This is a genomic window from uncultured Arcticibacterium sp. (assembly GCF_964021845.1).
Lineage (GTDB): Bacteria > Bacteroidota > Bacteroidia > Cytophagales > Spirosomataceae > Arcticibacterium.
Window position 1 is genome coordinate 200,438 of record NZ_CAXHZC010000001.1, and the last position, 13,178, is coordinate 213,615.

Annotated in this window: 6 protein-coding genes and 1 pseudogene; 3 read left to right on the forward strand and 4 right to left on the reverse strand. The window is 37.7% G+C overall.

The genetic code is table 11. From position 1 onward, the window contains the following. The first annotated feature begins 85 nt into the window (after window positions 1–85). Complete coding sequence (locus AADJ06_RS00810) at window positions 86–4,279, forward strand: two-component regulator propeller domain-containing protein (protein WP_341224486.1); 4,194 nt, start codon at window positions 86–88, stop codon at window positions 4,277–4,279. Between the two features lie 13 nt (window positions 4,280–4,292). Here AADJ06_RS00810 and AADJ06_RS00815 read toward each other — a convergent pair whose 3' ends face one another. Genes AADJ06_RS00815 through AADJ06_RS00830 form a run of 4 tightly spaced genes read right to left on the reverse strand, consistent with a single transcriptional unit; the run spans window position 4,293 to window position 9,876 of the window. Next, the gene (locus AADJ06_RS00815; protein ID WP_341224487.1) at window positions 4,293–5,681 is read right to left on the reverse strand and encodes a sulfatase; all 1,389 of its coding nucleotides are present in this window, start codon (window positions 5,679–5,681) and stop codon (window positions 4,293–4,295) included. Further along, window positions 5,681–6,709: a family 43 glycosylhydrolase gene (locus tag AADJ06_RS00820; protein ID WP_341224488.1), complete on the reverse strand. Its 1,029-nt coding sequence runs from the start codon at window positions 6,707–6,709 to the stop codon at window positions 5,681–5,683. The genes AADJ06_RS00815 and AADJ06_RS00820 overlap by 1 nt, the downstream gene beginning before the upstream one ends. A 3-nt stretch (window positions 6,710–6,712) precedes the next feature. Beyond that, complete coding sequence (locus AADJ06_RS00825; RefSeq protein ID WP_341224489.1) at window positions 6,713–7,978, reverse strand: DUF6786 family protein; 1,266 nt, start codon at window positions 7,976–7,978, stop codon at window positions 6,713–6,715. Between the two features lie 2 nt (window positions 7,979–7,980). Next, on the reverse strand, window positions 7,981–9,876 hold the full coding sequence (locus AADJ06_RS00830) for a glycoside hydrolase family 97 catalytic domain-containing protein (protein WP_341224490.1): 1,896 nt from the start codon (window positions 9,874–9,876) through the stop codon (window positions 7,981–7,983). A gap of 424 nt (window positions 9,877–10,300) precedes the next feature. Here AADJ06_RS00830 and AADJ06_RS00835 point away from each other — a divergent pair. After that, window positions 10,301–11,638, forward strand: a pseudogene (locus AADJ06_RS00835) (sugar porter family MFS transporter); the annotation flags it as partial. A gap of 76 nt (window positions 11,639–11,714) precedes the next feature. Continuing rightward, the gene (locus AADJ06_RS00840) at window positions 11,715–13,175 is read left to right on the forward strand and encodes a sulfatase-like hydrolase/transferase (protein ID WP_341224491.1); all 1,461 of its coding nucleotides are present in this window, start codon (window positions 11,715–11,717) and stop codon (window positions 13,173–13,175) included. Window positions 13,176–13,178 lie beyond the last annotated feature (3 nt).

Genomic DNA, 13,178 nt, shown 5'->3' on the forward strand with positions numbered 1-13,178 from the left:
CAATGTCTCTTACAAAACACCCGGCAACTTTCATAAGAAAATATGTTAAAACCGAATAGTTTAAGATTACTGAAGTAAGATTAGAATGATTTTTAAGAAGAACATTTTTATTGTCTTTTATTTATTTGCCAGTACTTGTATTGGCCAATTCAATAATTTAAAATTTGAAAATTTAGACACTTATAATGGTCTTTCAAGCAGTACTTGTTTCGAGATTTTTCAGGACCAGGAAGGTTTTTTATGGTTTGGGACTATAGACGGATTGAACAAATACAATGGCCATGAATTTGAGATTTTCAGGTCTGAATTAAACAATTCCAATTCTTTAAGCAATAATAGAATCAACGCGATAGTAGAAGATAGCCAAGGCAATATATGGATAGGAACTAACAACGGATTAAATCTATATAACAAACAAACCAATGCTTTCACTAGAATAAATCTTTATCGCCAAATTTCATTGGCAAACAGCTCTCAAAAAATCATAAATGACTTACTATTTGATGATACCACTAAAAAACTATGGGTAGCTACCAATAATGGTCTTATTAAGATAGCCCTAGGAGATCATAGTGTCAATGCAAAAAACTATGAATACTCTTACTATTTAAAAGACCAAACTGACTTAAACTCTTTAGATGACAACATAGCGAACGTTATTCTAAAAGACCGAGACAACAAAATCTGGATTGGAACCAACGGTCAAAACTTAAATAGATATAACCCAACAAAAAACAACTTTGATAGAATACCAATACAAAACGAAAAACCCTACGAGCTAAACCATAAGCCAAAAAAAGTATTTTTAGATGCTGATGGAGATTTTTGGATAGGCAATGACTTATCAAACCTTATTTTATGGAAAAGAAAAGAAAACAAATTTCAACATGTTTCTCTAGTAAATAAGACCATTCCTATTCATGATTTTTACCAGGATAGAAACGGGCTTTACTGGGTGTCCTCCGATGCCTTTGGACTATATTTATTTTCGAAAGCAAAGGGAAAAATAAAGCTAGAAAGGCATATCGAAAGTAATATCTCAGACCCTTTTTCACTACCGAACAACAAACCCGCAAAAATATTTGAAGATAAAAAAGGTATATACTGGATAGGTAGTTATGACAAAGGAGTGAGTAAGCTAGACCCCACTAATTATTCTTTCGGCCATTACTATTTTCAAGCAAATAACCCAAATGGTTTAAATGAGAAAATCGTGCAGTCTGTTTTAGAAGATTCTAAAGGTAGAATTTGGATTAGTGCCTATAACGGTGGACTCAACCTTTTTGACGAGAAAACAAAGTCTTTTAAACATTACAGTAGCAGACAAAGCGGCTTAAGTTCCGACAGGATTCTATACACTTTTGAAAGCAGTGATGGAAGTATTTGGGTATGTACATTAGACGGAGGGCTAAACAAGTTTAACCCGGAAAATAATAGTTTCCAGACTTTCCTCCATAAAGAAAGTAATCCAAACTCTATTGGTCAAAGCTCCGTATGGACGGGAACTGAAGATAAACTAAAAAGGATATGGTTTGGGTTAAGAACGGAAGGAATAAGCCTGTATGACCCTAAAACCAATCATTTTTCCAATTATAAAAACACAAACACTAAAGAGAACAGCCTGGTAAGCAACTCCGTGATCTGTTCTTTTATTGATTCTAAAAACCGCCTTTTTATAGGTACTTCTCTCGGTTTAAATTATGTAGAACTAGAACAACTAAACGACTACATTCCAAAAGATATTTCATTTAATCTTATTAAAGAAGACAATTTGGAAGGAGCTGGAATTAACTATGTGACAGAAGACCATTTAGGAAATATTTGGATAGGGTCTGACTATGGGGTTTATAAGCTAAATCCAAATTTGAAACTTGATAAATCATACTCCTCAAATAACGGTTTGCCCAATAATCTGGTAATAGGAATTAAAGAAGATGACAACAACAAAATATGGATTACCACAAAAGGCGGCCTATCTCAACTGGACCCTGAAACAGATAGCTTCAAAAACTATAATGTACATGATGGGATACAAGGCCCTGAGTTTCAAAGCAAATCCATTGAAAAAACGAAAAACGGACGTATAATAGTTGGTGGCATTAATGGTTTTAACATCTTTCATCCAAAAGATATTAAAAGCTCGGTTACAGACTCTCTTCACCCGTTAATAACCAAGTTTAAGCTAAATAATAAGATAGTTTTTGCAGGAGATACTATAAACGGACGTGTACTTTTAAATAAAGGGATTTCAAAAACCAAAGACCTGAGTCTGAAGTATAATGAAAATTATATCTCTTTTGAGATAGTGGCTCTTCATTTTGACAATTCTGAACAAGTCAAGTACGCATACAGAATGAAAGGACTTGATAATGAATTTATTAACTTAGGTTCTAACAGAGTGGTCAACCTCTCAAACTTAGAGTTTGGTACGTATATTTTTGAAGTAAAAGCTTCGCTAACTGGTGACTGGGATTCGGCCGAAACTAGATATCTAAACATTGAAATCACTCCCCCTCTTTGGAGAACTTGGTGGGCGTACCTGATTTACTTCATTATAGGTTCACTTATATTATGGGCTATTGTGCACTTCTATACTCTTAAAATCCGAGAAGACCAACAGCATGAACTCGACCAAAAGCAACTTGAGTTTTTCATGAATGTGTCTCATGAGTTTAGAACGCCATTAACACTAATTCTGAACCCAGTAAATAAGATATTAGCCAATTTTGGAAATGACCCTCAAGTGATAAAAACATCGGCCACCTCTATACAGCGAAGTGCCAGACGTTTAATGCATTTAGTAAACCAACTATTGGATTACCGAAAAATGGATGTTGGCATGTATCCTATGCAATTAGAAAAAGGTGATATAGTGCACTTTAGCAAGGAGATATTTTCATTGTTTAAAGACTTGGCCCTTAAAAAGGACATCCATTATACATTTAAAAGTAAAGCTGAGAGCATAAACTGTCTGTTTGACTTTGATAAAGTTGAAAAAATCATAACCAACTTAATTTCCAATGCCATAAAATTCACGAATAGTGAGGGAATAATATCAGTATCGGTAGAAAAACAAAAGTTACCAAACAGCAGCTCCAAACTCCTTTCATTTAAGCCAAAGGAAATGACAGAGTACATTCTTATAACCGTGGAAGACACAGGCATAGGCTTAGACGCAGACCAACAGAAAAACATCTTTTCACGTTTTTACAGCATTGACAAAACTAAATCTGGAACGGGTATTGGCCTCAATTTTACCAAAGGACTAGTAGAACTTCATGGTGGAGAAATATCAATAGATACTAAACGTACAAAAGGCACAAAGTTCACTGTTAAACTACCTTATGACATTAAGTCCAAACCCAAGAATGTAGAAAATGTCAAAAACGAGTACCTCATAAACTCCATGAGAGCCGTGGAATATGATATGTTGATATCTAACGACACCACCTCTGTAAACAATGAAGAAAAGAAAGCTAAGCTAATTGGTCGTGAGAAACTGCCAATACTGCTCATAGTAGAAGATAACAAAGAACTCAGGGTACACCTTACAAATGACCTCAAAGATTTCTACCAAGTTAGGGAGGCTGTAAACGGAGAAGAGGGGCTTAAAATGATTGAAAAATACCACCCAGATGTGGTTATCTCAGATGTGATGATGCCCAAAATGGACGGTTTTGAGATGTGTAGATTGATGAAAACGGATTTAGAAACTTCTCACATTCCTATCATATTATTAACAGCTCGAACATTAGAAGAAGACCGAATAGAAGGGTATGAAAACGGAGCAGATGGTTATTTATCTAAACCTTTTTCTATTGATGTACTTAAGTCGAGAATAAGCAACCTTTTAGCTGCGAAAAACAGACTACGCCAGCGATTCTCTGAGATTGGTGGACTTTTCCCATCAAGAGAAGTCACTACCAACAACATAGACGAGGCATTTTTAGATAAGGCCACCAGAATAGTAATGAAAAACATTAGTGACCTTGACTTTAAGCAGGAAGACTTACTTAAAGACATGAACCTAGGAAGGTCGCAGTTTTACAGAAAAATTAACGCTTTAACAGGAAATAACCCTAGCCATTTTATCAGAACTATCCGCCTCAGATACGCATCTGACTTACTACTAAAAAACGAGTATTCCATAAAGGAAATCACCTATATGGCGGGCTTTAATTCTACTGCATATTTCAGTAAAACCTTCCGTGAATTATTTGACGTAACCCCTAGTCAATACATTGAACAAGCAGGTTCTGAGGTAAAGGCTGACTCCTAAATTCTATATAACATCACTGATTCAATTCAGGCATCTCGGCATCCACCTGAATTTGCCATTGCTTTAAATCAGCCGCTAATTCTTGTGCTATCTCAGGATATTTTTCAATCAAATTAGTGTGCTCTCCCAGGTCTTCCCTCAGGTTATAAACAAACTCCTTTTCTGTTTCAAATTCATAAATGTATTTCCAGTCGCCTTTTCTTATAGCTGTTCCCATAGATAAGCCCTCCTTTCTATGATGTGGAAAATGCCAATATAGTGACCTTTCAGGAAGCGTTTTTTGACCCTGAAATAATGGCAAAAGGCTTTTTCCTTCTAACTGAGCATAATCCGCAACTGAACCTCCACCCAACTCCAATAGTGTAGGAAAAAGGTCTACGCTGGTAACAGGATTTTCACAAATACTGGCCTCCTCTACTTTTCCAGACCAATTCACAATCATAGGCACACGAATGCCGCCTTCATGCAGCGTTCCTTTCTTTCCTTTCAGCGGTGTGTTTCCCCAAAGACCTCCATTGTCAGAATAAAAAATAACAACCGTGTTTTCAAGTAAACTTAGCTCTGTTAATTTATCCATTACCTTGCCCACGTTCTGGTCAAGCTTTTCTATCATCGCGAAATACTTATTGCCACCAAATTTCTCTAATGTTTCTTTTGGAGCCGCTAATGGCGTATGAACCGTGTATGTCGCAAAATTCAGAAAGAAGGTTTTGTTTTTATGGTCTTCAATAAAGTTCACCGCTTCATCGCCAAGCCTATCTGTCAAATATTCACCCTCTGGACCGTCTTTAATAGTCCCATTTTTATAAGGGGAAAAGTAACTTGAGGGCTGTCCATAGGCACAGCCACCTATGTTTACATCAAAACCATGGGCCGTAGGCAAGTAATTAGGATTGACAATACCGTCGTCGGTATAAATAGAGCCCTCACCCCCTAAATGCCATTTACCAATATAACCCGTAGTATAACCTTGCTTTTTCAGAGCTTCGCCAATGGTCAATTCCTCATGTGCCAAATGGCCTTTAAAGTAAGCCTCTTTTAACTTGTTCCCTTTATTCAGTTTGGTCAAATATTTTTTCATCCCCATGCCCGGAATGTGGCACGTTAATTTTAAAGCAGCTGGTGACTTACCAGTCAAAATGCTAGCCCGTGTAGGCGAACAAACGGGTGCGGCAGCATAAGCATCAGTAAACAGCATTCCGTTTTTTACCAGCTTATCAATATTAGGAGTTTCAATTCCGTCCTTTTGCTTCATAAAACCCACATCAGAATAGCCCAAATCGTCCACCACTATGAGGACAATATTCGGCTTAGCTTCATCTAACTTACTGTCAAGTCCAACGAAAGAAAACGGTACAAATAAGAGTATTAAAGCACCAAGGCTCAATTTGATATTTTTCATTAATCTATTTTCATTTCAAACCTCACTAAATAGGTCTGTCTGTTTTTTTGAACCATAGCTACTCCCCAGTTTTCAGCATCGCTTTTAGAGCTATTCGTTAAACTTGGCCTGTATAAACCCGGTGCCTTCGGAATGTTCTCTAAATTCTGGTAAAGTGGGCTAAAATTAAGCCCTTCAGCAGCTGAATAAATGCTTTGACTAAATGATGCTAGTGAAGATACTCCACCATCTTCTGCCCAAATCAAAACTTCATGGCTTTTATCTAAAATCGGTTCTGAGTTTTTCACAAATGGGCCTTCTGGTTTATCCGCGGTAGCCACTCCCATCTGAGTCAACTTTGGCCCCTCCTTTCCATGACTCATAGACCGCCCTTTGTAATAAAACCAAACCTTACCCTCTTTATGAAGCAAACTGGCATCATCAACTCTATAGCTGTCAAAGTCTTCAGCTCTCTCCGAAATACTCAAAACTGGATTATCCTTCACACGAACAAATGGTCCATTGGGACCATCAGCAACAGCCAAGCCTATGGCAGTAAAGTCATTTGTAGAATTTCCTTCAAACTCATTATTGACATTTCCCTCGGTAGGTTTTACACCAGTGTAGTAGAGATAATACTTGCCATTTTTCACCAGTATGTTTGGCGTAAAAACGGAATGGCTGTCAAAAGCTCCTTTTTCGCCTAAATCCAAAGCCATTCCTTGTTCCTTCCAAGTGAAGCCTTCATCCGTAGAAGTGGCATACCAAATAGTACCCCAATAACCTGAAGTCACAGGGCTATCCATTCTAGTGTACCAAACGTAATAAGTATTGCCAACTTTTATGATATCGCTGTTGTCTCTACGATTATACAGACTATCTAGGCCAATTCCTGTTATGGTTTGATAGGCAAAGCTTAGACTTTGAACGGCAGGTTTCTGCTTCGCAACTTTCTTATCTACTTGTTTATTTAACTTACAGCCCAAAGAAAACAATAGTAAGAAAACTAGCAGTGTCAAGCCCGAATTAGCTCTATTTAGTTTTGCCATGAGTTATTTGTTAAACGCCGTTTTTACGTCTTCCACGGAAACCCCAAAAACTTGTTTCAAAATAGGCTCAAGGGATTCTATATCGCCTTCCAAATGACATGTTAATTGTTTGTGTGTTCCACTCTCACCCGATTTTAAAGCCAAAGCCGGTGAAGATGTTTCGAGTTCGTAAAAAGGGCCTAAAGGTTTCTCTCCTGGGCTAGGCTCTCCGTCGTTATAGGCATTGATTACGTCACCAGCAAAAGGCTCCTCCTGAATCTCCCACATAGAGTTTACATAGTCCGTAACACCTTCAGGTTTGTTGTATTTAATGATGGTTAATACCCCGTTTTCAGCATCGTAAGAACCAGCTATATCCTTAGCTCTCCTAGGCGAAACCCCTATTTTACTACGATATTGACCATCTCCACTAAAATAAATTATGTTGTCTTTGACAATCAATCGCTCCGCTGGTACTTTACCGAAATAAGTATCATTTACAGGAATACCCCAATCGGCTTCATCTCCTGAAACATAAGGAATCATTATGGTGGTATTGGCTGAATGATTATACATGCCTAAGAGCCAAATAGAGAGTAAACCAGTTTCTTTTTTCCAGTCAGAACCACCAGTGTTGGTAAGCGTATTGGTCGTTTGATATGCCACAATTTTAATGGCATCATCAATAGTACTCAAACCTAATTTCTGCTGAACTTCACTTTTGGAAAGTACCGCAATTTCACGCTCTATGCCCAAATCAAACTGAAAGCCTGAATAGTTTTTTAATAATGCATTCTTGGTAAAAACAGCTTTACTGCCAGATTGACTTTTAACTTCATAAGCATCTAAATCAATAAGACTGGGTGTGTACCAGTCATCCAAAGTAAATTCAGCACCTTTTTCAAAAAAGATAGAATATTGCCCCCCTTCTGGCCCTAGCCAAAAACGTTCTTCTCCACCAAAAGTATTCATGTGCTCTAAGGTTTCTTTTGACTCAAAGAGTTCTCTGTTAATCCAGCCGTAACTTCTTCCTTCATCACCAAATGCACTACTGCTCATCACTCTACCCTGAAGTGCCGCAGAAAGGGCTACTTTAGATTTTCCTGACTCGTCAGATAATTGAATTATATCGATATAGTTTTCAAGAAAAGCTACATCATCCGCATAAGTAGTCATATTTTGGTTTGGGTTATTAAGTGATTTAGATTCTTCAGATTCATTATCAGACGCACATGATGCTACCAATAAAGTGGCGAAAGCCATGATTGCTAGGGATAGTTTTTGTTTCATTATCAATTATTTGGTCTAATCCATAAACAGTGTCCTCCTCCAGCTACCATTTTGGCCTTTATTATATCTCCTTTCTTCACTAGTCCTTTCTTAATTTGATAAACCTCAGGATTCGTTTTGCTGTCAGTTTCTTCAGTATCTTCATAATAGGTCACTTCGTATTCTTTGCCATCTTTCAGAAAGTCTAAATTGATATCTAAATTCCCTCCTTTACTATGTACAGAGCCTATAAACCATTCGTCGCCGTGTCTTCTGGCTGTAGAAATATAATCATCCATTTTGGCGTGTAACACTATGGTTTCGTCCCATTTCCCTACAGGCATTTTCTTGATAAATTCAAACAAATCTAACTTAGCGGCATAGGCCTCAGGAGCATCTGGAATACAAACTAAACCACTAAAAATAATAAGTGTTCTAGCTACCTCAGCTGTGACTGTAGTTTTTAAAGAGTTTAACTTCTTCGGCCCTTTTTGCCTTTTACCTGAATTAACTCCTGTAATATCAAAAATGCCATTATTCATATCTAAGGGCCCTTGCAAAGCATTTATCAAAGCCATTCTAATAAAAGCTTCGGGCGTGAAAGCCCTTCTTGAATCTTGCTGAGCATGACAATACTCCCTTGAGATGGCATTAGGATAGGTTCTGCTCATGCCCGTAAAAGGTACTGGATTATCATGAAAGTCAATCAAGAGTTTGCTTTCAGCACTTAAGCGGATAGCATCTCGAGAAAACGACACATTTCTTCCCATAAAACCATACTTAACGCCGCTCATGCCCAAAGACCTGTAATACGGAAAAAGCTCCTCATCCCCATAAATTCCTTTGTGCCTATCGTAGTATAAAATCAAGTCCACTCCTTTCTCTTTTGCATAATCCGATACCTTTTGCAAGTCCAATTTGTCAGACATTTCTATATGACCTTTTTTTACATCGGTGTACCAAGAGTCATCTATTAAGAAGTACTCAATGTCGTTTTCAGCCGCAAAATCTATAAAACGATAATAACTCTCGTTATCAATTCCATATGTGAAGCCATCTGCTGCCTGATAACTATGTACCCGCCAATCCCACAGCGTTTTACCAGGATTTATCCAAGAAGGATCTTCTATTTCATTTGGTGCAGCCACATTTAGTGGGATGGTATTTGTTACTAAATCACCTATATTTTCCTCAATCAAAATAAGTCGCCAAGGAGTCACTAAACCTTCACCGCTCTTTTCAAACTGATTCCTCCCTACTAGCTTATTCTCAAACTTAAAATCAATCACATTAAAACCTGCAGCACTGGCTAAATCAGACTCTAGCAGTGCGACAAAGTGCTTGTCTTTAGCTTCCACCATTAGAGGGGTTAATAGCTTCTGCTTGTTTGCAGCATCAGAAAGGTAGTCCAAGCCAAATGGCCCCTTAGGCTTGCTCTCTCCTGCAGGGGTGTAAAGATTACTAGTTTCCGATAATCCATATTCCATTAAAAACTGAGGACTTAACTCCTGTGGAATATCTTCAGCCTTATACCTAAAGGCTACACCGCCATCATAGGCCCTGATATAAAGTTTAACCGGCGTTCGCTCATATAAAAGTGAAACTTCAAGCTCATTATAACGGTTTTCAATCTCACTAAACTGCCCCCAAACAGGACTCCATTTTTCTTTAAAACTATTTAAATTAGTCTCAACAATCTTAACCTTAGAATCTGGAAAAATTGACATGCTAGACTTTGACATCAATTCTTCTCTTTCCACATTTATAGCGTATTGAAAAGCGTCATTCTCATTGTAAATATTTACAGAAATTTGACCATTGGGTGACTGCAAATTCATCAAAACAGGTACTATGTTTTTTGAAAACGCAGTTATTTTTAAGCTTAATAAAAGGAATAAGAGTGTAGCCTTTATTTTCATTTTTTCATCGGGTTGATTTTCATTACAAGAATAGCAACTATTGTCAAAAGCCATTTTAAATTATGATGCGATAATCATAATTCAATGCTCATTCTGCATCCAATTTAGCTTTTCGTTCAGCATCCATCGCGATTGACCGCTTTCTTTCTATCAATTTAATCGACCAAAAAGGGGCTTCTATAAGCTCAGCCTTGCAAAAGACCTATATTTTATATCCTTTGGTTCATGGTTTATACAAGCCCGTATCAATTGTATTTATAATTGTAGAATATAATTATTTCAAAAAAGCTTAACATATTTTAAAGGTTGTCATCAAGGTATCTCCTCAAAACTTTAGCGAAAAAAGTAACTTTTATGATAAAGTGGAGGCCATATAGTAGCCGTATATTGGAGTCAGTCCTGAAATAAATTATTAACCCTTAGCTTATCATTTAAAATGAATAAAAAAATATTATTGTGGTCTATCACCGCTGCCCTTGCAGGTTTCCTATTTGGCTTTGATGTAGTCGTTATTTCTGGAGCGGATAAAAAACTACAAAGCTTGTGGCAATCATCAGATGCTTTCCATGGTTTAGTAGTGATGGGAATGGCTCTTTGGGGCACTGTGGTAGGAGCCATTTTCGGTGGAATTCCTACGAATAAATATGGTAGAAAAAGCACATTGATTGTCATTGGTGTTTTGTTTGCCGTTTCTGCTATTGCCTCTGCATTTTCAAATGACCCATACGTTTTTGCTTTTGCACGTTTTATAGGTGGCCTAGGAGTAGGTGCTTCTACCATTGCTGCTCCAGCCTACATTTCCGAAATAGCTCCGGCCAAAGATAGAGGTCGTTTGGTGGCCATGTACCAGTTCAATATCGTATTCGGAATCATGATTGCCTTTTTATCAAACTACCTACTGAGCAACATTGGCGAAAATGCATGGAGATGGATGCTAGGCGTAGAAGCCATTCCAGCTATATTATATGTACTATTTACACTGAAAGTGCCAAAAAGCCCAAGATGGCTATTATCACAAGGAAGAGAAACTGAAGCTAGAGAGGTTTTACAATTAATTGAGCCTACAGCTGATGTTGACAAACTGATAAAAGAGTTAAATACACATTCAGATAAAAGCGACCATACAGAAAACATTTTCCTGAAGAAATACAGATTCCCTTTAACGCTGGCCTTTCTCATCGCTTTTTTCAATCAACTATCTGGAATAAATGCATTTCTTTATTATGCCCCAAGAATTTTCGAAGAAGCCGGTTTAGGTGAGAGCACGGCACTTTTAAGCAGTGTTGGAATTGGAATAACCAATTTAATCTTTACACTTTTAGGCGTTTTCTTAATTGACAAATTAGGTAGAAAAACGCTCATGTACATTGGCTCAGCAGGATACATCATTTCCTTAAGTCTAGTTTCTGCAGCCTTCTTTTTGGGCTGGACAGGTATGGCAGTTCCCGTATTCTTGTTTCTGTTCATTGCTGCTCATGCGGTAGGCCAAGGAGCTGTAATTTGGGTATTTATTTCAGAAATTTTCCCAAACCACCTGAGAGCTTCAGGGCAAGCTTTCGGAAGCTCTACGCACTGGATATTGGCAGCTATCATACCTTCTTCTATTCCATTTTTGTTTAATCACCCAAGCATAGGTGCAGGTGTGGTTTTCTTGGTTTTTGCAGGTACAATGGTCTTGCAGCTACTTTTTGTGGCCTTTATGATGCCAGAGACCAAAGGAAAAACATTAGAAGAGCTTGAGTCTATAGTTTTAAAGAAATAATACATTTCACTTGGCTGCCTCTCTAAAAGTGAGAGCCAGCCTTAGTGTAAAGAACCCAATCAGAAATCAAAAAAAAATGAAAGTAAGCGTTATAAAATATTTCCTAGTAATAGGTATTCTAGTAAGCTTCTCTTTTAGTTCTTCAGAAACTAAATCAAGCGAAAAACAAGTAAATGATAAACCAAACATCATAGTGCTGCTATGCGATGATTTGGGCTATGGTGATTTGTCCTCTTTTGGGCATCCGTTTATAGAAACACCAAATCTAGATAAGTTAGGTGCTACAGGAATTAAGCTTACTAATTTTTATTCGGCAGCACCAGTTTGTTCGCCTTCTCGTGTTGGACTTTTGACCGGACGAAGCCCAAACCGTGCTGGGATTTATGATTTTATTCCGTCTCCAAAGAAAAGCGAAGACATTCGTGATTTGGTACACCTTCAAGCTCATGAGCAAACCATTCCAGCTTTGCTTAAAACCGTTGGTTATTCCACTTGTTTAGTAGGTAAATGGCATGGCAGTTCTAAGTTTAATTCTGATGAACAGCCAAAACCTGACCATTTTGGTTTTGACCACTGGATGGCTACGCATAATAACGCAGGCCCAAGTCATCAAAACCCTAAAAACTTTGTAAGGAATGGAGAGAAAGTGGGTGAAATTATTGGTTTCAGTAGCCAAATAATTGTTTCAGAGGCTATTGATTGGTTAGAAAAGAAAGAAAATGACAACCCTTTTTTCCTAGAAGTGGCTTTTCATGAGCCACATGAGCCCATCATGTCACCAGAAAACTTGGTTCAGAAATACCTTAAATATACTGACATTAGAGAAGAAGCAGAATACTTCGCCAATGTTGAAAATGTAGATATTGCGGTGGGTCGCTTACTAGCCTATTTAGAAGAAAAAAATATCGATAATACCTTAATAGTATTCAGCTCTGACAATGGGCCTGAAACGCTGCACAGGTATCCAGGAGCAAAAAAGAACTACGGAATTACTGCTGGACTTAAAGGCAGAAAATTATGGACAAGCGAAGCTGGGATTAGAGTACCCGCCGTAATGAAATGGATTGGCAAAGAGACTTATACCGGCACTTCAGATGCTGTGGTTTCTTCTTTAGACTTTTTACCTACTTTTTGTGAATTGACTGGTGCAAAACTACCAGAGAACGAATTAGACGGTGAGTCTTTTAAGTCTCTTTTAGACAAAGGAAAGTTTGAAAGAAGCAGTCCACTAATTTGGGCCTTTTATGATGCCATAAACGAGCATAGAGTAGCCATGAGAACTGGCGACTACAAAATAATGGCTCGTTTAGTGGCAGAAAATGAAGAACTGCCCCATATCCATAATTTGTACGACGGCAATATTGACTTTGTAAAAGGTGCCAAGTTAACTGATTTTGTCCTGTTTGATTTGACAAAAGACTTTGCAGAGTCGGAAGACTTATCTGCGGTGGAACCAAAGATTTTTAAGAAAGTAAAGAAGGAATTTGAAGCGGAATATAAAGACTTACTGGCTGGCAGTCATGTTTGGACACGTTAAAAG